Origin of the sequence: Ochrobactrum quorumnocens (genome assembly GCF_002278035.1) — a bacterium.
GTDB classification, from domain to species: Bacteria; Pseudomonadota; Alphaproteobacteria; order Rhizobiales; family Rhizobiaceae; genus Brucella; species Brucella quorumnocens.
Genome location: NZ_CP022603.1, coordinates 1,198,303 through 1,224,155 on the forward strand (window position 1 = coordinate 1,198,303; position 25,853 = coordinate 1,224,155).

The following is a 25,853-nucleotide window of genomic DNA, read 5'->3' on the forward strand; positions in this document are numbered from 1 at the left end:
ACCAAGGCAGTCGGGGATATCCCCGACCGCCTTGGTACACTTACTTTGTGGTATAGCCACCATTAACGAGAATAGTCTGGCCGGTCATCCACCAGCCATCAGAGACCATGAAGCGGATATAGGGGACGATGTCCTCAATGTCGGTCAGGCCCGTTTTGGAGAAGCCGGACAATGCCGCCGCAGTTTTATGATAGGCAACCGCGTCCGCGCCCTCAGCCGGATAGAAAAACGGCGTGTCCATTGGTCCCGGCCCGATCGCCGTCACCGAGATGCCACGCGCACCAAACTCCTTCGAGGCTGCTCGCGTGAAATGCTCGACCGGTGCCTTGGTGCCAGCATAGGCCGCGTAGAAAGGTGTGTATGCACCCAGCAGCGAGGTGACAAGCGTCACCAGCTTGCCATTGTCGTTGAGATGCCTGCCGGCTTCTTTGATGAAGAAGAAGGCCGTCTTTGAATTGACTGCGGTCATTTCGTCATATTCGGCTTCCGATATCTCAACCATCGGCTTCTTCAGGACTTTGCCCACGGTATTGATGGCAATGTCAGGACGGCCAATTGCAGCGACCGCATCCGCAAACAACTTCTCGACAGCACCTGCAGTGGTCATATCCGCCTGGAAGGCAACCGCTTCCACGCCTGCCGCCCTGACCGCAGCCACGGTCGCGTCCGCATCCGCCCTGGTCGCAGCGCTGTTGTAATGGATGGCAATCGCCTTGGCACCCTGAGCCGCGAGATCGCGTGCGATCAATCCCCCGAGGTTCTTTGCTCCGCCGGCGATGATGACGGTTTTTCCCTTGATGCTGTGGTCAGTCATGAGGTGGCCTCCTTTGCCGTTAGGCGGCCGCTTGAAAGACCGCTCTCATTTGCTAACAATATCCTCTGCCATTGCACAATAAAGACAATCATTCTGACATCACCTGTCAGAAAAACAGCACAATGGCCTTAAAACCTGGACCGCATCGACCTGTGCCCTATCTTCGTACCTGTTGTCCATTGTCCAGACTTAACTCGGGTCTACGCCACCAACAGGAACGGGAATGGTACAAATCAGCTTTCCAAAGTCGGTTCGAAGCTGCCTTACGAAAAATACCACCGAATATCGCATGCTGTGTCGAAGACGATCAACGATAGAGGGTACATAGGCAGATCATGAATCGCTTATGCTATCGCGCAGAAACTCAAAAGCATTACTAATATTGAGTACAAAGTACGCGGATGATTTTGCTCGAAATCCAACAGATTGGTCAGATTCCGACAAAAAACCGGCGGCAGATTGTTTGCGCGTTCAATCAGGTGTGCTTAGGCTCAGGACTCATTGCTTTCCGAGCCAGAATATAACGGCTGCTGCGAGGTCTATTGCTGCGCGGAACACGACGGGGCAGCGATCATAACGGGTAGCAATTCTTCGCCAGTCTTTCAGTCTACCAAACATGATTTCGATACGATTGCGCCGCTTGTATCGGCGTTTGTCATATTTGATAGCCTTCTTGCGGTTTTTGCGCCCCGGGATGCGGCTTTATCTCTTTGTCTTTTAACTGTTTTCTGAACCAGTCAGCATCATAGCCTCTGTCAGCAAGAAGCCAGTCGACCTCTGGTAGCGTCGCGATTAAGGCTGCAGCTCCGGTATAGTCGCTGATTTGTCCTGTCGTGATGTGTAACCTGATGGGGCGACCCTGTGCATCGGTGACGGCGTGCAATTTGGTATTCATGCCACCCTTCGCCCGACCGATCAGTCGTCCATCGCCCCCTTTTTTAACCGTAGGCTTGAAGCCGTGCGGTGAGCTTTCAAATAGGTCGCATCCATCATGACAGTCTTTCCAACCGACGATTTGGAAGACAGACCTTCTAATATCTGAGCAAATATCCTCTTGTGACACCAACGGTTCCAACGATTATAGAGCGTTTTACAGGACCCGTATTCCCGAGGAGCATCACACCACCGTAACCCATTGCGAAGAATGAAGATAATTCCACTCAAGACACGCCTATCATCAACGCGTGGGCGTCCATGGCTCTAGGGAAAAAAGGGACGAAGGCGTGCCATTTGTCCTTCACTCAGCCAGTAAAGATTACTCATCGATCAGTCTGCTCAAGCGAAACTGAATCAGTTCATAACTCTAAAATCAATGGGTCCTGAGCCTAGTCACCTTCCGATCCCTTGACACGATCGGACTACACACACGGCCCGGACTCCAGTGGGGGCTATCGGCGGCTAACTGTCGAGAACCGTGCGCAGAAGTTGCGCCACTCTTTCTTCGTCATAGGTTCTCAGTCGTCCCAGCCGGGCTTTCCCGTAAAGCTCAACAAGCCCTTGTTTTGCGGTCAAACGATCTGTGCACGGCGAACCACACTGTGAGTGTGCCTAATGAGGCGACTAATGCGCTCCGGCTCCCCGCTTCCTCGTGAAGACACCAATCTTATTCTCTCTCCAAACCGAGTGAACCGTTGGACTTCAGTCCTGTCCAACCAAAGAAGTTCAGCTCTCGCCCACCCAACAACGAGTGGCAATCTTCAAACTATCCGCTCTATCTTCGGCGTGCCTTTTATTGAACGCTCTTCCAATTGGGACGCAACGGCTCTCGACAGCAGGACCTCAGCGATTTGGTGGGCCCTGAGTTGTCTTTGACATCTTTTAAAATTTGGACTCCGTATTTTCTGATGTGAAAAATAAAGCTTCGCTGATTATGCATATCACTGCGGGAAGTTCAAATCGGTTGATTCTATTATATTTCGCATAAGACGAAACAATATAAGCCGAACATCTAAGCTTAATCTCTACTTCTATATTTCTTTGATACTTACCTCTCATGTCACTTCCTTTTTAAGTGAATCATATTGTTTCGCAGACGTACCTTTCTTCTCCGTGGCGCTACGAGCGCTTAAACGGCCACAAGGATTCCTGCATTGTGTGGCGAACGAGTCCGCTAAGGGATGTGTTCATGACAGTGAGACAACCGGAACGCGCCATTACAGTGCCCACTGCCCACTAACTTTACGAAAACTGCCGCAGCCGGAACAGAGAACGCTAGCGAAAGAATAACGCGACCATATTGCCCCATTTTTTGGCATTTGCCCTTAATCGGCTCTCTATATGAGGAACTATGTTACCAGGACCGTCCATCTGGTGGGCTCCGCTCTTCCACGCCCACTTTGTGACCATAAAGGGTCGATAAAACCAGTTTCTCCGGCTTTAGCATGGCGATTCTGGCTTGCAGTTACGCGAATATCCGCTAACGATGCGATAAGCCATATCAGTGGTAGACCAAGTCTGCACGACACGCCTCCGACGAAGCTTCCGTCAGTGTCGATGATCACAATATACACTTGCAGCGCTCAGCTATTACTGACACACGGATTGCACACAACAAATTACTTATTCGGGAGGATATTCTCTATGCGGCAACTAGCTGCAACACTATTTCTCAAAAAATGTATTTATTTGATCAGATCAAACAATAAAGATCAGTTTATATAAAACTAGGGGCTGACATAGATAGCGTGTCTGTAACCACCAGTGCTGCAGAACTTTGATAAGGTTATACCGAAGCCCATTGATTAGAACCGATGTGCCCAATCTCGCAATGCAATTGAAATGATTGTCCATGGATCGGCGATAAGCTTGCACCAGGCCTTGCAGCAATGATCGATGATGTCGTCATAGGTTTCAAAAATCCGGTATGACAGCCAATTATCACGCAGGCGAGCAGCGCGGAACCTCATTGAGGCTCCGCTCTCTCAGAACCGTACGTGAGACTCTCGCCTCATACGGCTCCCATCAGGCAAACGCGTTGCTTGGACCGTCACGCCAGGGCACGAAGAGACCTACATGTCAATCGGAACGGAATATTGGGTCTTCTCTATTCGGCCCGTTGAAGTCAATGCCTAAAAGCTTCCGTTTTGCCCGCATCTGACGTATTTCGCAGGTCCTCGCTTCTCTTCGAGATCGGCTCTATGGCCCTCCCAGCATGGGATCAGTAGAATGAAGCGGCCCAATCTGACGCGCGTCCTGATCGTGAGAGTGCGCCCGGCACAAGACCCTAAGCGAACTCACCTCATCCATCGTCCTGCGAAGGACGTTCTTCCACCGGCAAGTGGAACTTTATTGTTTGGCTCTCATTTTAAATGGCTACCGACATGCTGTCTTTTGTCCAATGGAATTCCGTGCCATCTTTCCACATACGATGCATGATCACGGCCATCCGGCGAGCGAGTGCAACGATTGCTTTTTGCCTCCCACGTCGTTTGGCGATATTCATCGCCCAGGCTTTCAACCAAGACCATTTCTTCACCCGGCTCAACATGACCTGAGCTGCTTCATAAAGCAAAGCTCTCATCATGCCATCCCCACATAAGGAAACACGGCCGATACGATGACTTTCACCTGACTGGTTGAGGACAGGTGTCAGCCCCAACGCTGAACCGACAGCGCGTGATTTACTGAATCGCGCCGGGACATCGATGGTGCTGATGAAAGCAAGCGCGGTAACAGGGCCGACGCCAGAGATCGTCATTAACTGTTGGCATGCCCTGTCCTCACGCACGATTGCCAGGAGCTTGCTGTGGAGTACCGTGAATGTTTCGCGCAGCTTTTGCCGTGCTGACAACAAGGGTTCCATGATCTCAAATAACTCCGCGCTATCGTCAACGAGTTCGCGGATGCGATCATCAAAACCAATGGTTCCTATAACACCTACCTTAAGACCGAAATTGCGTAACAATCCGCGGATATCGTTCTCAATGGCAATAGCCTTCTCCTGAAGTAATCTGCGGGCTGTTAACAAAGCGCGACGCTTCTGGCTCGTCAATGTGTTGATTGCCGCTAAGAATTGACCCGGTGGGGGTGCGGACGAAAACTTGGACTATCAGGGAGGTAGTTCATGTATTCCTACGAAGACCGGATGCGAGCAGTTGCGCTCTACATCAAGCTTGGCAAACGCCCGAAAGCGACTATTCGCCAGTTGGGCTATCCAAGCAAGAATGCTTTGAAGGGCTGGTACCTGGAATATGAGCACCTTCTTGATCTGCGTTTAGGATTTGCGCCCCGAGCCCCAAAGTTCACACAGGCGCAGAAGGAAGCGGCTGTTGAGCACTACCGCACACATAGTCGTTGTGTTTCTGCAACGATGCGCGCCTTAGGCTATCCAGGTCGTGCAACGTTGACAGCATGGGTTCGTGAGGCGTTTCCCGAAACTAGCAAAGCTGTCACTGGAAGAACTGGACGTCCGCGATATCCGGAGACGTTGAAGAAGGCTGGCGTCGTCGGACTTTATAATCGGCAAGAAAGTGCGCAGGCCCTGGCCGAAAAGCTCGGCGTATGCAGACCGACACTGTATAACTGGAAAAACCAGTTACTTGGTCCGGAGGCTCCCGCAATCATGAAACGCAAGAACAACTCACCGCCAGTGCCAGAGCGAAAAGAATTAGAGCGCCAGCTCGAAACACTGCAGCACGATATTCAGAAACTGCAGCTTGAGCACGACCTTTTGAAGAAAGCGAATGAAATTCTAAAAAAAGACCTGGGCGTCGATCTGCAACTCCTGAATAATCGGGAGAAAACGCTGTTGGTTGACGCCCTAAAAGATCTTTATCAACTCCCGGATCTGCTTGCTCAGTTGGGACTGGCGCGCAGCTCATATTTTTACCATCGAACCCGCATGAGGATGAGCGACAAGTACCTCACTATTCGTCAAAACATCACCGAAATCTTCGAAGCCAACCGTCGATGCTATGGCTACCGCAGGCTACAGGCGTCATTAGCCAAACAATGCGTTACAATCTCAGAGAAGGTTGTGCAGCGCTTGATGAAGCAGGAGAACCTGATCGTTGCCACGCCAAAGCGGCGGCGATACCGCTCTTATCTCGGAGAAATCAGTCCGGCACCCGAGAATCTTATTAATCGCGACTTTCAGGCCACAGCCCCAAACGAGAAATGGCTGACCGATATCACTGAATTCCATATTCCGGCTGGCAAGGTGTATCTCTCGCCCATCATCGACTGCTTCGATGGTTTGGTCATCAGCTGGTCTATCGGAGTGAGACCAGATGCGGAATTGGTCAATACGATGCTTGATGCCGCCATAGAAACTGTCACAGGTAGAGATGAGTGGCCAATAGTACATTCTGATCGGGGAGCACACTATCGCTGGCCGGGTTGGCTATCGAGGATCAGTGATGCGAAGCTGGTGCGCTCAATGTCTCGCAAGGCGTGTTCCCCAGATAATGCCGCGTGCGAAGGTTTCTTTGGCAGGCTAAAAACGGAACTCTTTTACCCTCGTGACTGGAAGAACACCGCGCTCGAGCAGTTTATCAAAGAAGTTGATGGCTACATTCGATGGTACAACGAGAAGCGGATCAAGATATCACTTGGCGCTCAAAGCCCAATCGAATATCGAAACAGTCTTGGCATTGTGACGTAAAACCAGTCCAAGTTTTTATCCGCACCCCCACCGGGGCAATTCTTAGCGGCAATCAACACATGCCTCTTTACTCCTGGTTCGAGCCCTCGGATTCACGTAGTGCCAGTGAGCGGCATCTCTAAATCGCCAAAACAATTAGTTGCTAAAGAAGCGAAATAGGTTCACGGTAACTATTCCAGCAGCTATTTTACGGGCGTTGCTGTTTGAGGGTTGATTACCCTGGCCCCAAGCGAGGGGGACACAATGTCTTCCCTATTTCGTTATCCGAAGAAACCTGAATACGCGACCATCGCTGGTTACTTCTTATCCGCAGCGAGCCTTGCCATGATTGTCTACATTCTGGGCGAGGGATTGTTTCGATAGGCCAAGGCAAGGACGGCGAGAAAGGCGGCGCGCGAAATGACCGAAAGAACCACGGAAACCGAAATCACATTCATGCATCCGTTTCATCTAAAATCCCTTTCGGAGCCATTGGAAGCAGGCACGTATCGCCTGGTAGTTGACGAGGAGTTGATAGAAGGTCTGAGTTTCACAGCGTATCGGAGAGTTGCGACCCATCTTGAGCTTCCCGCGATCTCGGTCGCAATGACCCGCCGCCAGTTCCTTCAGGTATCATCGGCGGAGATCGATGAGGCATTGGTACGCGACGCAGCTAATATGGATGCCGGGGCCCAGTGACCTCTCCTGATCAGGAGCTTGATTGTGCATTGGAAAGCTTCAGGTATGGACACCAAGCTTACGTAAAGTTCCGCGGCACCTTGCTTCATTCCGCTGGGTCCGGGGCATGACCTCTGCGGCCGGTCGGATGGCCATCCTTTTCACCATGCAACGCGTCGGACAGGTGCCAGCCGCACTTTATTTCATCTTCCGTGAGGATCGCTTCCGGTGGGATGCGACCATATCCGAAAAGATTTCGGAGTGAATAGCAATGCCTGCTCAGCGTTCACTCAGATTCAGGCTCCTTTCGGCAGTGCGTTGCATGTCCAGCTACCTTTCCCACAGACTGGCGACATGACAATAGATCATGAGCTCGCTTCAGTAATGGTGGGACGTTGAGGAGATTGTGCCCAAGGAACTCGACGGTGTTTCAGGCAGTGCTTGAAACTACCAAATCCCGTCCCCGCTGCTTAGCCTGGTAAAGCAGTTCGTCTGCCTTGCCGACAAGGAGCAGTCGTCCTTCAGGATATACGAGTTTGGACATCACGACCGCACCACAGCTTACCGTCACGCGTTGCTGCAATGCAGGAGACCCGTCGTGGACAATATCGAGGTCGCGCAAAGCCTGACGAAAACACTGAACCAGTTCAATGATGCCGTCTCCTTGAGGCGCCAGCAATGCAAACTCCTCGCCTCCATACCTTGCTGCCAGATCATAAGGACGCCGCGCGTGGTGACCGAGCAACTGCGCGACGGTCCGCAGAACGTCATCGCCGGCAACATGTCCATAGAAGTCGTTGAATCTCTTGAAATGGTCGATATCTATTAAAGCAAGCCCGATCGGTTCACCGCTACGCGCCGCATTGCAGCAGGCCCGATCCAGCGCATCATCGAAATGTCGCCGATTGGCGATCCCTGTCAGCCCATCCTGTTGCGCAAGCTGTTTCAGTTCCCTTTTCTGCAAAGCAAGCTTGACGAGGTTCCTGATCCTTGCTGCCACTATCGCCGGTCGAATGGGCTTGTGGATATAATCGGCCGCACCCAACCGGAGCCCCAGTTCCTCATCGGCCTCCTCATTTTGCCCGGTGATGAAAACGACCGCTATTTCAGCGGTACGTTCGTCCGCACGTAGCGCCGAGAGCACCTCGTAGCCGTTCATGCCTGGCATGGAAACATCAAGCAGGATTAGGGCGATAACTTTCGCTTGCTGCCTTGCGAAAAACAGCAAGTCTTCGCCGTTCCCGGCGAGAAGAACACGGTAATCCGCACCGAGAAGTTCCGCCAGAACCGTACGATTTATGCGTTCATCGTCCGCGACAAGTATCGTCGGTCGTTCATCCGTCATTGCCCATCACTGCCCTTATTCGCCATCAGCAATGCTGAAAGCCTGTCAAGCCGGGTAACTGCATCCTCAAGTCGAAGGTCATCGAAGGACACCAGCACTTGTTCGAGAATGGCCTTGTGCTCCGGTTGTGTCGTCCAGACGGCAAGCTCTTCCAGTATTTTCACCGCGTCGTAGTCACCCTGTAGAAGTAGCGCCCTCGCTTGTCCAATCAATGGACCAGTCCCGTCGTAGTCGTTAGCGGCGTGATCGATTTCAGAGGCAGCATGCTTTTCGACCTCGCTCGCTACCTCGGCGAGCAGAAGGCGCAGGTCCTTCACAACCTTTTCCAACAGGATCCGTCCACCAGCGGCATCCCTTTGTCGTGCCGCCCGTTCAAGCTGACCTGCATTTTGCTGGATGCTGACCGCGCCCAGGTAACCGACGGCACCTTTCAGAAGGTGTGCCAGTTCCGCAAGTTGCGTTCCCGAAGGGTGAGCAGCAAGACGCTCGAAATCTTCCGGGGCATTTTTGAAGTCGCGCAGGAACCCGCGCAACATTCGGTCTATTCGCTGGAGATTGCCCCCGAAACGCTTCCTCACTGCTCCCATATCAAGTTGAGTTTGCGCCGGATATGGCCCCACTCCAAAATCCAGAGTATTGGCTCGGTCAAGGCTTGCCATAGCACCCGGCAACAACGAGATCAGGACAGAATAGAGATGGCCTTCGTCGATAGGCTTGCTCAGATGTTCGCTCATTCCGGCGGCTTCGACGATAGCGCGGTCTTCGGGGCGAGCCTGGGCGGTGAGGGCAATAATGGGAAGACTTGACCACTTGGCGCGGCGACGGATTGCTTTGGTCGCCTCGATGCCGTCCATCACCGGCATGTGAACATCCATCAGGACGGCGTCGAATGCTTCGTTCTCAAGCGCTTCAATCGCCTCCCGTCCATTGGTAGCGGTCGCAACGACAATGCCCACCAGTTCAAGGAAATCGGAGGCGACCTCGCGATTCAAGGCATTATCATCAACAACAAGGACCTTGCGCCCCGCCAGGAGAATACGCGGATCGTCATTCTGGCGCCTGTTGCCGACAGGCTTCGTGCCTGCCTCGACAACCATACTCGACGGCGCCAGTATTTCCGTGAGTGTATTGAAACTCACCGACTCGGTGATCGGCTTGATAAGCAGTCCCTGCAGATGAAGCTGCTCCACTTTTTGAAGTACTTCATCACGGCCGTATGCGGTTACCATTAGGACTGCCGGTAAATGAGGAAGGTTTTCCTCCTCGCGAATCCTGCGGGCCGCCTCCAGGCCATCCATCTCGGGCATGCGCCAGTCCATAAGAACGATTTCGAATGGTTGACCGGTTTGTGAGGCGTGGCGAAGCTTGTCGATACCCTCCGCACCGGAGGACGCCACTTCGGGGTCCATGCCGAAAGCGCCAACCATGTTGGATAGAATCTCACGAGCGCTGGCGTTGTCATCGACAATGAGCACGCGGCCGCCAGCAAGAACGGAATTGGGAACCGTCTGAAGGTCTTCTTCCTTGCCACTGGCAGGACGGATCGAGATTGTGAAATGGAAGTCGCTTCCTCGTCCGGGCTCGCTACGGACATCGATGCGACCGCCCATCAAGTCGACCAGTTGCCGGCAGATCGCCAACCCTAGCCCGGTACCTCCATATCGGCGCGACGTCCTGGATTCCGCCTGAGAGAACGGCCGGAACAATTGAGCTATCTGCTCGGGGTCGATCCCTATGCCCGTATCCCGTACCGAGAATGCCAGAATGCTCGCCCCTGAAACAGCCGGCCCAGCATTCTTCAACCTCACGCTGACGACGATTTCTCCCTCTTCGGTGAACTTGATCGCGTTGCCAACAAGATTCGTAAGCACCTGCCCGAGCCGAAACGGATCGCCTCGAAGGCGACGCGGAACATCCGGCGCCACTGAAAATGCGATTTCGATCCCCTTCTCGTCGGCGCGCATTGCGGTGACCGCGGAGATGGTCTCCAGCACTTCTTCCAGTTCGAACTCGGTATCCTCGAGCGCAAGCATTCCAGCCTCGATCTTGGAATAGTCGAGTACGTCGTTGATGATCGAGAGCAGCGCTTTCGCTGACAGGTCGATCTTATCGAGATAGTTGCGCTGCTTCGGCGAAAGATCGGTCTGCTGAACCAACCGAGTCATGCCGATAACCGTATTCATCGGCGTGCGTATCTCATGGCTCATCATCGCCAGGAAGTCTGCCTTGGCCCGCTCGCCAGCTTCTGCCGCTTCCTTTGCATTCTGCAATTGCCGGGAGATCTGCATGTCGCGTGTGACGTCGAGCATGAGCCCATCCCAGACCGTCTTATCGCCTACGCGGCGCGGCACTGCGCGAAACCGGAGCCATATCTCGTTGCCATCCGGTTTACGGTGTCGAGCCCGGAAATCGTACTCGCTGAGATTTGTTTCTGAATCCGCCACCGCATCGATAGCCAGGCCACGATCCGATGGATCGAAAGAGGCACCGAGCATATAGTCTTCGGACACAATCTCGTGGATCGGACTTCCCAGCAGCATCTCGATGCCGGCGCTCGCATAGACAAACCGCCCTGGATGTTCAGCATCGCGCTCCATCCGGTAGATGCCACCGCTTGGCAGATTGTCCGCGAGGGCTTCCAACTGGGCGCGCGCATCCTCACGTTCGGATATGTCCTGCACCGTGCCGGTAAGCGCGACGATCTGCCCGGTCGCGTCGCGGATTGCCTCGCCTCGAATATTGCAAGCGAAAGATGACCCGTCCGGGCGAAAATGAACGGCGTCAATGCTATACGGCTCGCCGGTTTCGACACACCGTGCAATTGCCGCCGAGACCCTGTCGAAGCTCTCGGGCGAGAGCATCCTCTGGAGATCGCCGGGCGTCAGAGGCGGGCCCGCGGGGTCCATGCCGTTCATCTCGTTGAGCATCTCGGACGAGGTAAACGCGCCGGTCTCCAAAGTGAGCAACCAGCTACCGACCTTTGCAACCCTCTCGGCACGCTTCAGCGTATCGTAACTGTTTTTAAGCTTCCTTTCAGCATCGCGTGCTTCAGTAATATCGATAACGACCCCTACAAGCCGGTTGGGCGTCGTCTCAGTAGCATGCAGCATACAGGTTGCAGACGTGATCCATCGCGTTTCGCCCGAGGGTCTGATCAGCCGAAAGTCGACATGGCGATCCTGTGTTCGCGTCGCAAGCTCCGCTATGCGCTCATCCGTAATGCGGTCGACGTCACCGGGATGAACCAGAGCCTTAAAATCGGCGATCCCGCGCATCTGGCCGCCGGCCGGGTCAAGGCCGTATATTTTGTAACAGGTAGCGTCGCATCGAAGGACATCGTCGTCGATATTATAATCCCATATCCCCATTCCGACGACTTCGGCCGCCAGCGATATGCGCTCCTGCTGGGCATGCAGTTCCTCCACTGCGCGGGAATGGTCATGGCTTGTCACGAGCAGGGCGAGTTGGTCTTCCATACCGCGCGCAAAATGCTCTAGCAAGCTGATGTCCTGATCCAGAAACGGCGTGCGATCGCGTTTGAGGCCGTCAAGGATCGCAAACAGTGATCCGTCGGGCCAGTATAGAGACCGGCCCAGATACGCATCGAACCCAGCTTCGGATTCCGGACTCCCGGAATAGTCCACCCGAGGCGAAATCCGCAAGACTGCAAGGGGCCTCGCATTTCCTGCAACAGCTTCGAGCAAAGGCGCCGCAAGCCTATCCCAGCCGCTGCCCACCGAAAAACTCCCGGCCTGTTCGCCAAGGGATAATATAATCTCGAACCCGAAAGGTGATGCGCGAACAACGCGTACGGCATCCGCCCCTATACGCTCGACAAGCGTGCCCAGAGAGCGCTGCCAGCGCTCCATTGTCTCCGTCGTCAGTGTGATCGACTGTGCCATAGGCAAGGGTCCGCCCAGTTATTTATGAAACGCCGAAGGCTTCTCCAGCGGGTGTTCCCACAGTTCGCTGAAAGTTACTGCAATTGACTACCGCCGAAAACCGCTGTCAACGCATTTTCAATGCAACAGTAATTCCAGTCTTTTCCCAAGGCGAGACCTCACCCATCATTCAGATGGCTGAGTGGCGCAGATCGCGGAAGTCAGATGATGTCATTTGATGGCGGGTGGATTTGAACCGGTGCAAGATCCGCTCTGTTCGTGGCAAAGGCGGATGCGAATTCTCCGCTCGGGTATTCAGACTTTTGTGAGAACTGCGTTCCACCGATGGAATGATTTCTCTTTCAGCTACGCCATAAGAGCGAAGCTTATCTGTGACGATGACACGCGGTACGATGCCCTGCACCGGCGTTTGTGCACGGATGCGTTTGTCGGCGGATTTGGGTCTTTGAATGGTTGCTCTATGAGGCTTTGTCTGGGGCGCGGATGGATTTTGGCCGTGCCAGTCGAGCATACGATTGAGTGCGCTGCAACCAAGGGCGACTTCTTTTTGCTGATTGGCAAACTTACGGGAGCGCAGCCGGTTGCCAATGATGGATTTGTAACGCCCCATTGATGTCTCTGCCCTGGCGCGTCTGCCATAACCAGTGATGGCTTGCCAGCCCAACCGGCCATGGTCTGCAGGGGCGTTGGTCCACGGATGGCATTTGCGGTTTAAAGATTTTACAGAATTAGGCTTTGGCAGTTAAGCTTTTCGTTCTCAGTATCTTGTTTATGCCTTTCAAACATCATGCTGCTCATCGCCATCGGATACCGCGGTAGTATTACCTTCTGGATCAGTGAAGCGGCGATTGCGGGGTAGTCGGCTCCGCGACGTACGGCACCGGGTGGTCAGTAGCGCTATTCCGATTTGGCGATTGAAACATCTCTGATGTGCGGGATCGTTTTCAATCAACCCTTGCGCCAAACCGAAGGCTTGATGACGTCTTTATTGCAGTTGATGGGCGTTGATCTGCCAGCGCCTGATCATACGACATTGAGCAGGCGCTGTTCCAGCTTGTCGCTTTTGAAGGCTTCGGACCGTCATAAAACAACCGCACCCGATGAACCATTCATGTTCTTGTCGACAGCACAGGATTGAAGATTTATGGTGCAGGCCAGTGGCTTGAGGAAAAGCATGGCTGCAAACCCCAAAGACAATGGCGCAAACTGCACGTTGCGGTGGATGCTGTTACAGGCGAGATCATCGCTGAAGTCCTGACCGATCAGAACAGCAGTGACATCAGCCAGCTTACAGATCTGCTTGGGCAGATTGAGCAGCCCATTGCGAGCTTCATTACTGATGGGGCCTATGACAGTGATGAAACCTATAGATCTGTCCGCAGTCCGGTTGTCAGCGTCATCGTACCGCCGCGAGCACGACAATTACCAGCGAACATTTATGATCCACTGGATCAGCGTGACTGGCACAGTCAAACTATTGCTGAGCATGGACGGATGAAGTGGCAGACGTTCCAATGTGGAAACGACAATGGGCCGGTATAAATCCGTCAATGGAAACTCTCTTCGCTCACGCAAGTTTGCCAATCAGCAAACCGAAATCAAACTCGGATGCCGCATTCTTAATCGAATGCGCGATTCTGCACGCCCTAATTCTGTCCGCGTGAAAGCTCTAGATCTGTAACCAAACATCAAAGAACGCTATCCGCCTTCATTGGCCTCCATGCAACAACGCCAATGCAAGCAGTGCAAAAACGCCCGCAAGGATGAAGGGGCCATGATTTAAAGTAACCAAAAGGAAGCATCCGACACTTGTTATGAGAGCAAAAGGCGCAGCAAGCTGGTGCCATCGCGTGTAGACTGAAGCCAGAATAGCATCGTTGTCATTCATAGAGTTGCCTTGTCCCATAAGAGCACATTCCAATCTGATTGAAGCAGATAAGCGCTCTAAGTATCTGTGTTAACGCGCATCTCTTTCCGAAAACTGTTTCACAGTTTTCGGAAGGCGCTCTAATACTCGCGACATCTAAACCTGTCAGAGCCTTATGCAGAGGTTATGAGTTGATAAATTTCCAAAGAATAGATCAAAACGCCTCTACTGACACTCTTCTGCACACAGCCATGAATAAAATGCTTGTGTGGACGCTATCGCCAATTTTTCCGAAATGTTCTGTTCAACGAACGGCTCAACCATAAATGCTGCTTCCAGGCTATTCGAGAGGTCGCTCAAAACTTGGACGAAGCGCATCGAGAAGGCCTATAACAACCGCGATACCATAACAAATTCAACCAAACCCGAAGGATAGTGTGCCCAGCATCAATCTTTGCGTAAAATTCGCCTCAGAATAGGCGCTTTTTCCGGTGAGCCAGCATTGAAGGTGGTTGGGTCGTAACCCGCAGTGGCGCTGGCTCTCGATATAAAGTTTGGTTCTTTGGCGTTATAGTTCACTGGCGCGACGATCGACATTTCGCCGTATCTGCTGCCATCGAGTGAACCAAATCTGCCACTTCAAAACAGCGCAGTCATTTAACTGGGCGAGTTTCCGTACAGAATTCAGCCTTATCACACAAACAAAAACGCCGCCATCATTGGCGGCGTTCTCGAGTTCGAATTTATATCAGAGACTAACCCATCCGCCATTTTTGTTCGAAGATCTTACGCAAGCATCGATGAACGCGACGCCTTTGACACCATCGTCGACAGTTGGATAGAGAACCGCACCATCAGGCTTTGTGTTATCGCGCTTGGCCTGAATGGCGTTGGCTGCTTCCACATAGATAGTCGCGAACGCTTCCAGATAGCCTTCCGGATGGCCGCCCGGCACCCGCGTGACGCGGGTTGCGGCATCTCCGACGCCTGAACCACCACGGGTGATCAACCGCTTCTGTTCTCCAAACGGCGTAAACCAAAGCCGGTTCGGGTCTTCCTGGGCCCATTCGATGCCGCCCTTGGTGCCATAAACGCGAAGACGCAGCGCATTCTCATTGCCCGGTGCGACCTGACTGCACCACAGCATACCCTTGGCACCGCCAGCAAAACGCAGCATCACATGCGCATTGTCATCAAGTCTACGCCCAGAAACAAAGCTATCGAGATCAGCCGCGAGACTGTCGAGCGTCAAACCAGTCACGAACGACGCAAGATTGAAGGCATGGGTGCCGATGTCACCCGTTGCTCCGCCAAGGCCGGACTGAGCCGGATCGGTGCGCCAGACGGCACCTTTGGCACCGGTTTCTTCAACAGCTTCCGTGAGCCAGTCCTGTGCATATTCCACCTGAACCACACGCAGATCACCCAACTCACCGTTGGCGATCATTTCGCGCGCCTGACGAACCATCGGATAGCCGGTATAGTTATGGGTTAGCACAAATAGCGCGCCGCTCTCGTCGGCCACTTTCTTGAGCTTCTTTGCGTCAGCGAGTGTCGAAGTCAATGGCTTGTCGCAGATCACATGAATGCCACGGCGCAAAAATTCCTTGGCCGCATCGTAATGCACATGATTTGGCGTCACGATGGCCACAGCCTCAATACCATTCTTGAGGCGCGCTTCGCGAATTGCCATTTCCTTATAGCTCGAATAGGTGCGATCCTCCGCAAGGCCAAGCTCGCGACCCGAGGCTTGCGCTTTTTCAGGCGACGAAGACAACGCCCCCGCCACCAACTCAAAGCGATTGTCGAGCCGCGAGGCCATACGATGAACACCACCGATGAATGCCCCCGCACCACCGCCAACCATGCCTAGCCGAATGCGCGGGTTTGCGGTTTCTTTGGTTTTTGCTTCAATGGTCATTGTGTCCGTTTTCCCTCAGAGCCCCAGCATGCGCCGATTGGCTGCATCATCGGTTCCGCCAGCTGCAAAATCATCGAATGCTTTGTCAGTCACGCGAATGATATGGTGCTTAACAAACTCAGCACCCTCACGCGCACCGTCTTCAGGATGTTTGAGTGCACATTCCCACTCAACCACAGCCCAACCATCAAAATCATTGGCAGCCATTTTCGAGAACACAGCGCCAAAATCGACCTGTCCATCGCCCAGCGAGCGGAAACGTCCGGCACGATTGACCCAGCCCTGATAGCCACCATAGACGCCCTGACGTCCGGTTGGATTGAACTCGGCATCTTTGACGTGGAACATCTTGATCCGGTCTTTATAGATGTCGATATTGTCGAGGTAATCCAGACATTGCAGCACATAATGCGACGGATCATAGAGCATATTGGCGCGCGGATGGTTTTTGACCCGCTCCAGAAACATTTCGAACGTCACGCCATCATGCAGGTCTTCGCCCGGATGGATTTCATAGCAAATATCGACGCCATGCTCGTCGGCATGGTCAAGGATCGGCGTCCAGCGGCGAGCGAGTTCATCGAATGCCGCTTCAACCAGACCGGCAGGGCGCTGGGGCCATGGATAGATGAACGGCCATGCCAAAGCGCCTGAGAAGGTCGCATGCGCGCCAATTCCCAAATTGCGAGATGCCTTGATGGCCATCTTCACCTGCTCAACCGCCCATGCCTGACGCGCTTTGGGATTGCCGCGCACTTCCGGCACTGCAAATCCGTCAAAAGCTTCGTTATAGGCCGGATGCACGGCAACAAGCTGGCCTTGCAGATGCGTCGAAAGCTCTGTCACTTCAACGCCATTTTCGCGCGCGACACCGGCAAACTCATCGCAATAATCTTTGGATTCCGAGGCCTTCTTCAGATCGATCAGCTGGCTCGCCCATGTCGGCACCTGAACACCGGCATAACCTTTTTCTGCGGCCCATTTGGTGATGCCGTCCCATGTATTAAACGGCGCTTCATCGCCCGCAAACTGCCCGAGAAATATCCCCGGCCCTTTGATCGTCTTCATCAAAAGTCCTCCAACTGAAAATTCGACCCGATATCGGGAATAAGGGCTTAGAGCGTTTTCAATTTTCTTTGAATCCGAGGAAACGCGCTAAGTATTTGTTTTTGAACCATCTTGTCCGAAAACCGCTTCACACTTTTCGGGATGCGCTATAAATCAAGCGACAGACTGCGCGTCCGCCAAAGCGGACGCGCATATGAATATTAGAACGGAGAATCCGGGAAGTAGAACTGCTCGGCGTTATCCTTGGTCACCAACGTGGCGTCGAGGATATAGTTGCCGCTCACTGGAATCTGGTCGTAGAAGTGACCGGCAGCAAGCTGCATAGCAGTTGAAACCATCGCAGGTGGATAAAGAACATCGACAGGCATCAGCTTGTCGCCATCCATGACCTTCTTGATCATATCCTTGGAACCAGCACCGCCGATAACATACTGGATATCTTCACGGTTAGCCTGCTTGATTGCTTCAAGCACTCCAACGGCCATGTCATCATCCTGACACCAGACAACATCGATCTTCGGATATTTCGTCAGGAAGTCCTGCATCACACGGAAGGCATCGTCGCGGTTCCAGTTGCCATACTGGCGATCAAGAATCTTGACATTCGAGCCTTCGATACCCTTGTCAAAGCCGTCCTGACGCTGCTGATCGATAGGGATCGGCAGACCGCGAATGACGACGACCTGTGCGTCTGGCGTGGTCTTCTTGATGTATTCACCAGCAACCTGACCAAGCGCCGGGTTGTTACCCGCCACATAAAGATCACGGATGGAGTTGTCGTTATTGCTCGGTGCGCGATCGACCAATGCCACAAACGTACCCTTGTCTTTGATCTCCTTGATAGCATTTACCAGTGGATCAGGATCGGATGGCAGAACGACCAGACCGTCCAGACCCTGAACGGCAAGATCCTGCAATGCGTTTGCCTGACTGGCCGCATCCGGCGACGTCTTGACGATCACGTTGAGGCCCGGATGCTCCTGCATCAGAAGCTTGGCCACACGTTCGGCATGATAGACCACACCAGCAGTCCAGCCATGGTCGGCTGCTGGAATAGATACGCCGATCGTGACCTTCTTGTCCTGCGCGCTTGCAATGCCCGTAAAGGCTAGCGCACCGGCGGCCAATGTTGCAAACGCAACACCTAAAAGTTTTCCTCGCATTATTTCCTCCCAAATGTTCAGGGGGCTTTATCCCTCTGTGACCGGACCGCCCCTTCAATCCCGTCAAACTCGTTGTCCAAGGCGCGATAAAGTTACCTATCACGCCTTGGGTTTTTATCGTCGCGACAGCGACCGTTGCACCAGCATGGCGATAATGATGATCGCCCCTTGAATGGCCCCGATCAGATATTCGCTGATGAAGTTGGAAAGCAGCATGATATTGCCGACAATTTCCAGAATGAATGCTCCGCAGATAGTGCCCCAGACACGCCCCACGCCACCCCGCAATGCGGTCCCACCAACAACGACGGCAGTAATCGCCTGCAGTTCCCACAACATGCCGGTTGTTGCAGATGTCGACCCTAGTCGCGGTACATAGAGAAGCACTGCAACAGCCACACAAAGCCCCTGCACGATATATGCAATCGTGCGGACCCGCTTTACGGAGATGCCCGAGTAACGTGCCACATCTTCGCTCGATCCGACTGCAATCACATGGCGACCATAGCGTGTGCGATAGAGTACGAAAGCCGCTATTGCTGCCGTCACAAAGATCGCAATAACCGGGATCGGAACACCAAAAACGGAACCGAAGTAGACGGGTCTGTAGAGCGCCTGAATATCAGGATTGCGCAAAGTGATAGCACCACCCTGCGACAACCATGTCGTCAGGCCACGGTAGATGCCCATCGTGCCAAGCGTGGCGATGAACGGTTCTATGCCGCCGAGTGTTGTGATCAATCCATTTGTCAGGCCACAAAGCGCTCCCACGACCACGGCCAGAAGCACGGCTGCGATCAGCATCATGACCGGATCGGCAATAACACCGCTGTTCATGAACATGATCATGATGCTGCCGACAAAAGCCGCCATGGCGCCAACCGACAAATCCAACCCGCCCGATGAGATTACATAGGTGGCACCAAGCGCGATAATGGCAATGAACGCGCTACGCGTCGCAACATTCAACAGATTGTCGATGCTGATGAAATTCGGATTGGCAATTGTACCCAGAACAAGCAGCAAAAGCAGCGCAATAAAAGGCGCAACAGCCCTCAGATCCCAATCTTTGGACGTTTTCGGCACTCTGCTTTTATCGGTCACTACGTCTGTCATTTACTCCCCTTTTTTGTTTAAGCCGCTTCTTCGGTGCTGACGCCGGTCGCTAAGACAACGATGTCATTTTCGGTCATGCGTTCGCCTGTCACCTCGCCTGCAACCCGGCCCTCGCGCATGACGACGATACGGTCGCATACGCCAATGAGTTCCGGCATTTCAGACGATACGACGATGATCGATTTGCCCTCGTCGGCTAAATTGGCAATGAACTGATAGATTTGTTCTTTGGTGCCCACGTCGATGCCTCGGGTCGGCTCGTCAATGATGACGATAGACGGGTTGAGCATCATCATCTTTGCCAACAGAAGCTTCTGCTGATTGCCACCAGAAAGTTGTCCGGCAAGAATATCCTTGCGGCCAGTGCGGATATCGAACTCTTTGATTGCATCGTCGAGGGCCGCGCGCTCTTTGCGCCGATCGATCTGTAGGCCCCGGACGAATTTGCTGATCGACGCGAGTGTCAAATTGATGCCAAGATCCTTGGTAAGCAGCAGACCCTTGCCCTTCCGATCTTCACTCAGATACGCGATACCAGCGGAAAGACTTTCGTGGGCATTGTGGAAATTGACAGGCTTTCCATTATGACGGACCTGGCCTTTGCCGGGACGCAATCCAACAATGCCTTCCATCAATTCCGTTCGACCAGCACCGACCAACCCAGCAAAGCCCAGAATTTCACCCTTGCCCAAGGTAAAACTTGCAGTTTTGACATAGCCCGCAACACTGAAATCATCGATCTCGAGCACTGGCTCCTGTCCGTGACGTGCTGCGCGATCAGGGTAAAGCTTAGCAACATCGCGCCCAACCATCAGCCGGGCCATGTCGTTTGGCTGAAGCTCCGATGCCATATGAGCTGCCACGAGCGTCCCATCGCGCAAGACCGTCACGCGGTCCGAGATTTCTTTCACTTCAGGCAACCGATGCGAAATATAGAGAACCGCGACGCCTTTGGCGCGAATGTCACAAATGACTTTCAGAAGCGCCTCCGTTTCGACTGGAGTAAGCGATGCCGTTGGCTCATCAAAGATCACCACACGATGCGGTACGAGCAAAACACGAGCGATCTGCACAAGCTGGCGCTGTGCGATGGAGAGGCTACCAACGATGGCATCGGGATTAATATCCGCACCAAGATCACGAATAGCTTTGCGTGCGCCTTCGCGCATGGATTTGTCATCAACCACAAGGCCGTTGGAAAGTTCGCGTCCCAGATAAATATTCTGGGCAACAGTCAGGTCGGGTGCCAGCAGGATTTCCTGATGCACCAAAACAATGCCCTGCGCTTCCGCTTCCACCGGGCCAGAAAACGAGATCGGTTTGCCATCGATGCGAATTTCACCGCTGGTTGGGCGCTCATTACCGGCAAGCAGCTTCATCAGCGTCGATTTACCAGCACCGTTTTCGCCGATAATTGCGTGAACTTCGCCGCCATAAATGCTGAGATTTATACTTTTCAGAACCTGAACAGGTCCGAACGATTTCGACAGCGAAACCGCCTCCAGAAGCGGCGCACCAAGCTCGTTTCGGCTCGCTTTCATACGCGCGCACCAGCGCAAGCACTAAAGCTTGAGCGCCTGTCGAGACTTCTGATTGTCTGAATTGCCAATTGCATGTGAACTCCTCCCAAAGCTTCACTGTGTAACCTTAACGTCGGCTTTGAGGTACGTAAAGCAAAATTCTGCACAACATAAAAATCATTGGCAATTAATAGCTATTCGATTCACGTAGAATGCAAGGCGACAGTTGGAGGCACTCAACCAAAGGGGTATACTCAAATCATAATTTGGACTGATATTCAGCGTACCGCTCGTCACTCAAAAATGAAAAGACAAAGCGCAAAGCGTAATGTTGAAAGGCCGTAAATTCGATGTATAACGCCCCTTGCCGCGTTACAAGACCAATAGAGCGCATTTGATCTGACGCGAATCTTATCCAGAAACGGACGCACACTTTTCAGGGTGCGCTCTGAAACGAGTGGCTGATTACGCCTCGGCGATCACCAAATAATACAATCTTAAATTAGCACATACAGCAAGACACGCGCTTTTTTATATACTATGAAGCAGTACGTCCAAGGCGTGTTGAATTGCGGATACAGACACATGAACTCCCATTTAGCGCAGTCAAAATGGCGCATGCTAGACATGCTGCCAGCCGTAGTCCTTTTCGTGATCGGCCTCACAGCACTCATCTATGCGATGCTTTCCCCACGTGGCGAGAACGGTCAGTTTGCCGTCCTCATGCAGCCATGGGCGAATGTCTCACAAGTGGCAACGCTGCTTAGCAATGCCGATGCACAGATCCTTTCCTTCAATGAGCGAATGAACGTTGTGGTTGTATATTCCGCACGTCCTGACGCAATCGACGCACTTTACGGTGCAGGCGCGTGGCTCGTCTTTGAACCCGCCCAGCTGTCCAGCTGTTTTGACCTTGCTGTTACCGGGGCCTAATCCATGATCATTGAGCTTGATGATATTCGCAGACGCTTTGCGCGCTTTCTGGTGATTCTTTTTTGGCTGCATGTTCCGCTGTTCGCGGTCATCGCTTATGGAACCGGCGCTTCCATCCTCGGCGGGGCGCTTGCAGGAGCTTTCCTTGCCGCAAGCTATAATCTGATGTGGTGGCGCGCCGATATCGCGCCCGCAACCCGCTTTTTGTCTGCCGTAGCCCTCGTGGCTGAGCCTGCAATCCTGCTCTATCTGCTTCGCGGGCACATCTGGCAGATGGACATGCATATGTATTTCTTTGCCATGCTCGCACTTACCATTGGCTGGTGCGACCGCAGAGCAACCATCATTGCAGCCGTCGCAGTTGCGTTGCACCATCTGACACTCGACTATCTGCTGCCATCCCTCGTCTTTCCAACGGGCAGCGATATTCGCCGAGTAATGATTCATGCTGTGATTGTAGCCTTTCAGGCAGCCGTTCTTGTCTGGTTCAGCGATATGCTTGTCGCTTGCGTCAACAGCATCAGCAAAATGCGCGACGAGATCATGGTCAAGAATGCTGAAATCGAGAAGCGTTCTGCCCAGGTTGAACAGGCTTACAAGGCCAAGGGCATGTTCCTGGCAAATATGAGCCATGAAATCCGCACGCCGCTCAATGCCATTTTGGGCTTCTGCCATCTAATGCTCCGCACCGACATGACAGAGCGTCAGCGCGATTACCTTTCCAAGATCAACGGTGCCAGTGGTTCGCTGCTGCGCCTGATCAATGACATTTTGGATTTCTCCAAGAACGATGCTGGCAAACTCACGCTGGAAAACCGTCCGTTCGAGTTGCGCGCCCTCTTTGATCGCAAATTGCAGATTACAAGTGCCGACGCTCGCGCCAGGAATGTGGCAATGAGCTTGCATATCGATCAGGGCGTACCGGAACGCCTTGTCGGCGATGAAATGCGTCTTGGGCAAGTGCTCCTCAACCTGATGAGCAATGCTATCAAGTTCAGCGAGAATGGCTCCGTTACTCTTCGCGTAAGCGGAAAACCAGCAGATAGTGGCGACTACAGCCTGCAGATTGCCGTTGCGGATACCGGCATTGGCATGACGCCTGATCAGCAATCCAAGCTGTTCAGCTCCTTCTCGCAAGCCGATAGCTCCACCACGCGCCGCTTTGGCGGCACCGGACTAGGACTGGTCATCAGCAAGCAGATTGCCGAGCAAATGGGCGGTGACATCACCGTACTCAGCACCCCCGGCAAGGGCAGCGTCTTCACCGTCACGACCACTCTGAGTAATGTGGATCGCGCGCATTCGATTGTCGAAAAGCCACAGGCACATATCCAGAAGCTTCGGATACTTGTAGCAGACGACAATCCGGCTTCCCGCGAAATTCTACAGGGCATATTCGCGGACTGGTCGATTCAGGTCGATCTGGTCGCATCAGGCACCGAGGTTATTGGCGCACTGGAAACCGCATTCCAGCACGGCCAGTCCTATGATCTGTTGCTACTCGACTGGAAAATGCCCGGTATGGATGGCATGGAAACAGTGGGGAGCCTGTATGCCAATGCAAAGCTCGCCAAACTGCCCGAAATCGTTCTGATAACTGCCTATGGCAGCGACGAATTCAAGGAAAAAGCTTCGCGCGCCGGTATCGCGGCCTATCTGCCAAAGCCAATCGAAGCTCAGCAGATATTGCAAACGCTGAATATGCTTTTCCCGCTATCAAAAGATGCCAAGGAAGCTGTACGGGATTCAGAATTAATCGCAGAGCCACTGCGTGGCGCGCATGTTCTGCTCGTTGAAGATAATGCGATTAATCGTGAAATCGCTTATCAGCTCCTTTGTGATGCAGGCCTTGATGTTGATACCGCCGAAAACGGGCGCATTGCCTGCGAAAGCGTTGCGCGAGCTGGATCGCTCTATTCAGCCGTGCTGATGGACGTTCAAATGCCCGAAATGGATGGTCTGGAAGCCACGCGTCATATTCGTCGCGACTGGAGCCCGGACGCCCTGCCAATCATCGCTCTGACCGCACATGCTTATGAAGAAGAGCGCCGCAGATGTGCCGAAGCTGGTATGAACGATCATGTGGCCAAGCCAATCGATCCAAGCGTACTTATCGGAACACTTGAGCGCTGGATGAAGCCACGCAGGGTGGATCTTACCGTCGCCCAACCGCAGGAAAGCCTGATCGAGGTCACTCAGACCGATCTTCCTGAACGCCTTCCGCCATTCGACCTCACACGAGCGCTCGTGCGGGTGAACGGAAAGCAGGCTCTTCTGCGTCGTCTGATCATAAGTTTCCACGACGATTTTGCGAATGTCATCGAATCTCTGATGGATCAAATAGCCAAGGGGGACCTGACCGGGGCACGACGCCTTGCCCATACACTCAAAGGTGTTGCAGCATCTCTGGAATTACCAGAAATTGCGCGTATTTCTGCTGAGGTGGAACTGGCAATAGCCAATGAACAGCTGGTCGGAATGGAGCCAACGCTTTCGGCGCTCAACTCCGCCATGAAACCCGCCTTGAAGGCTGCTGCCAGCCTGAAGGAAAAGGTGACCGCGCCGCAACAGCAGACAAATACGAGTGCTCAGACCGCAGATATTGTATCCGCAGTGACGATGCTGCGCGAGCACCTTGCGCGCCGGAGCATGCGCGCGCGCAGCAGTTTCGATGCGTTGCTCCAAATGCTCGGCTCAGACGCCGAGCAAGGCAACAAAGAGGAAGCTTTACGCACGGCGAAAGCTGCGCTTGACAAGCTCGATTATGAGCAGGCCCTGCGTAGTTTGGACGAAGCCTTTTCCGAAGAACTTCCTCCTGCGAACTAAAGCATTTCCAGCAAAAGTTCGAAACGGTTTTCGGACAAGATGCGCGTTAAAATAAAAAGTTAGAGCGTCGATCTGATTGAATCGGATCGACGTTCTAGAATTCGCCCCAGATCATAAAAACCAAGCGGCGATCTAAACACTACCGGAGTAAATTAAATGCCTGATCGTGCAACCGTCCTGATCGTCGATGACGAAGTTTCAAATATCGAGATCATGAACGCGGTGCTGGAAGACCATTATGAAATCTGCTTTGCCACGTCTGGTGAACAGGCGCTGGAAGTTGCGCGCTCAGTTTTACCCGATCTGATTTTGCTGGATGTCATGATGCCGGGTGTCGATGGTTATGAAGTCTGCATGCGACTGAAGAATGATCGTCTGCTGGCTGACGTGCCGGTTATCTTCACGACAGGTCTTGATGATCAGGAAGCAGAGGTTCGCGGCCTTTCGCTGGGTGCCATCGATTATGTAACAAAGCCGATCAATCCGGTCGTGTTGCGCGCACGCGTGTCCAATCATATCGAGCTCAAGCGTCTGCGCGATCAGCTGGCCCAGATGGCGGTTACCGATGCTTTGACGGGTCTTAGCAACCGCCGTCAGCTGGAAGTCATTCTCGCGGGAGAAATCTCGCGTCTTGCGCCTGCGGGCGCATGGCTTTCCGTCATCATGCTCGACATCGATTTCTTCAAGCTCTTCAACGACACCTATGGTCACCCTGAAGGCGATCGATGCATTGCCATGGTTGCAGCCGCTCTGAACCGTGCTGTGCATAAGGTTTCGGGTATGACGGCGCGCTATGGCGGCGAAGAATTTGCCTGTGTTCTGCCCGGTGCGGACCCCGAAACCGCTTTGGCCACAGCACATGAAATCCAGTTTCAAATCCAGTCGCTGAACATTCCCCATACCGGCTCGGAAGTCAGCACGAACGTAACCGTCAGCATGGGGATTGCATCTGCGCGCACCCATCCCGATATGGGCGGATCACTTTGGCTGCAGCACGCCGACCATCAGCTTTACACGAGCAAAAAGAGCGGTCGCAACCAGATTGCAAAGACCGAGTTTTCAACGGCCTGAAACTGATACCAACATCCGATGCGTGCAACTTATTGGATGTCGGTTAAG

15 protein-coding genes and 4 pseudogenes are annotated in these 25,853 nt (G+C 53.2%); 7 read left to right on the plus strand and 12 right to left on the minus strand.

The features are described 5' to 3' along the window. Positions 1 to 40: 40 nt before the first annotated feature. From CES85_RS05695 to CES85_RS05705, 4 genes and pseudogenes are all read right to left on the minus strand, one after another. Positions 41 to 814 carry an SDR family oxidoreductase gene (locus CES85_RS05695; protein WP_095445000.1) on the minus strand — a complete coding sequence of 258 codons (774 nt, stop codon included), beginning with the start codon at positions 812 to 814 and terminating at the stop codon, positions 41 to 43. A gap of 498 nt (positions 815 to 1,312) precedes the next feature. Continuing rightward, positions 1,313 to 2,077, minus strand: a pseudogene (locus CES85_RS05700) (IS5 family transposase). Positions 2,078 to 3,555: 1,478 nt separating this feature from the next. Beyond that, entirely contained in the window at positions 3,556 to 3,720 is a 165-nt protein-coding gene (locus CES85_RS27085; protein ID WP_157743415.1) for a hypothetical protein, read from the minus strand. A gap of 398 nt (positions 3,721 to 4,118) precedes the next feature. Next, a pseudogene (locus tag CES85_RS05705) lies at positions 4,119 to 4,814 on the minus strand (IS110 family RNA-guided transposase); the annotation flags it as partial. Positions 4,815 to 4,877: 63 nt separating this feature from the next. Between CES85_RS05705 and CES85_RS05710 the strand changes: the two are divergent. The 3 genes from CES85_RS05710 (at position 4,878) to CES85_RS05720 (ending at position 7,338) form a co-directional block, all read left to right on the plus strand. Continuing rightward, positions 4,878 to 6,416: an IS3 family transposase gene (locus CES85_RS05710; RefSeq protein ID WP_095445001.1), complete on the plus strand. Its 1,539-nt coding sequence runs from the start codon at positions 4,878 to 4,880 to the stop codon at positions 6,414 to 6,416. A 399-nt stretch (positions 6,417 to 6,815) separates the two neighbouring features. Then, a complete protein-coding gene (locus CES85_RS05715; RefSeq protein WP_095445002.1) occupies positions 6,816 to 7,094 on the plus strand; it encodes a hypothetical protein in 279 nt (92 codons plus the stop codon). 106 nt (positions 7,095 to 7,200) lie between these two features. After that, positions 7,201 to 7,338 carry a hypothetical protein gene (locus tag CES85_RS05720; protein ID WP_434063346.1) on the plus strand — a complete coding sequence of 46 codons (138 nt, stop codon included), beginning with the start codon at positions 7,201 to 7,203 and terminating at the stop codon, positions 7,336 to 7,338. A 165-nt stretch (positions 7,339 to 7,503) separates the two neighbouring features. On the opposite strand, the gene CES85_RS05725 is transcribed toward CES85_RS05720, so the two are convergent. The 3 genes and pseudogenes from CES85_RS05725 to CES85_RS27705 form a co-directional block, all read right to left on the minus strand. Continuing rightward, complete coding sequence (locus CES85_RS05725; protein WP_095445003.1) at positions 7,504 to 8,418, minus strand: GGDEF domain-containing protein; 915 nt, start codon at positions 8,416 to 8,418, stop codon at positions 7,504 to 7,506. After that, a complete protein-coding gene (locus CES85_RS05730) occupies positions 8,415 to 12,320 on the minus strand; it encodes a hybrid sensor histidine kinase/response regulator (RefSeq protein WP_095445004.1) in 3,906 nt (1,301 codons plus the stop codon). Before CES85_RS05730 ends, CES85_RS05725 begins: the two co-directional genes overlap by 4 nt. A gap of 226 nt (positions 12,321 to 12,546) precedes the next feature. Further along, positions 12,547 to 12,720 (minus strand): annotated as a pseudogene (locus CES85_RS27705) (IS6 family transposase); the annotation flags it as partial. Between the two features lie 371 nt (positions 12,721 to 13,091). On the opposite strand from CES85_RS27705, the pseudogene CES85_RS05740 reads away from it, so the two are divergent. Next, positions 13,092 to 14,001, plus strand: a pseudogene (locus CES85_RS05740) (IS5 family transposase). 934 nt (positions 14,002 to 14,935) lie between these two features. On the opposite strand, the gene CES85_RS05750 reads toward CES85_RS05740, so the two are convergent. From CES85_RS05750 to CES85_RS05770, 5 genes are all read right to left on the minus strand, one after another. After that, positions 14,936 to 16,108 carry a Gfo/Idh/MocA family protein gene (locus tag CES85_RS05750; RefSeq protein ID WP_095445007.1) on the minus strand — a complete coding sequence of 391 codons (1,173 nt, stop codon included), beginning with the start codon at positions 16,106 to 16,108 and terminating at the stop codon, positions 14,936 to 14,938. A gap of 15 nt (positions 16,109 to 16,123) precedes the next feature. Continuing rightward, positions 16,124 to 17,176 carry a sugar phosphate isomerase/epimerase family protein gene (locus CES85_RS05755; RefSeq protein ID WP_095445008.1) on the minus strand — a complete coding sequence of 351 codons (1,053 nt, stop codon included), beginning with the start codon at positions 17,174 to 17,176 and terminating at the stop codon, positions 16,124 to 16,126. 200 nt (positions 17,177 to 17,376) lie between these two features. Next, the gene (locus CES85_RS05760) at positions 17,377 to 18,339 is read right to left on the minus strand and encodes a substrate-binding domain-containing protein (RefSeq protein ID WP_095445009.1); all 963 of its coding nucleotides are present in this window, start codon (positions 18,337 to 18,339) and stop codon (positions 17,377 to 17,379) included. A 114-nt stretch (positions 18,340 to 18,453) separates the two neighbouring features. After that, entirely contained in the window at positions 18,454 to 19,455 is a 1,002-nt protein-coding gene (locus tag CES85_RS05765) for an ABC transporter permease (RefSeq protein ID WP_095445010.1), read from the minus strand. 17 nt (positions 19,456 to 19,472) lie between these two features. Continuing rightward, positions 19,473 to 20,996, minus strand: coding sequence for a sugar ABC transporter ATP-binding protein (locus tag CES85_RS05770; protein WP_095445011.1), 1,524 nt, complete (start codon positions 20,994 to 20,996; stop codon positions 19,473 to 19,475). A 564-nt stretch (positions 20,997 to 21,560) separates the two neighbouring features. On the opposite strand from CES85_RS05770, the gene CES85_RS05775 reads away from it, so the two are divergent. The 3 genes from CES85_RS05775 (at position 21,561) to CES85_RS05785 (ending at position 25,805) form a co-directional block, all read left to right on the plus strand. Further along, positions 21,561 to 21,908, plus strand: coding sequence for a hypothetical protein (locus tag CES85_RS05775; RefSeq protein WP_157743417.1), 348 nt, complete (start codon positions 21,561 to 21,563; stop codon positions 21,906 to 21,908). A 3-nt stretch (positions 21,909 to 21,911) separates the two neighbouring features. Next, positions 21,912 to 24,734: a response regulator gene (locus CES85_RS05780; RefSeq protein ID WP_095445013.1), complete on the plus strand. Its 2,823-nt coding sequence runs from the start codon at positions 21,912 to 21,914 to the stop codon at positions 24,732 to 24,734. Positions 24,735 to 24,890: 156 nt separating this feature from the next. Beyond that, entirely contained in the window at positions 24,891 to 25,805 is a 915-nt protein-coding gene (locus CES85_RS05785; RefSeq protein ID WP_095445014.1) for a diguanylate cyclase, read from the plus strand. The last annotated feature ends 48 nt before the right edge of the window (positions 25,806 to 25,853 follow it).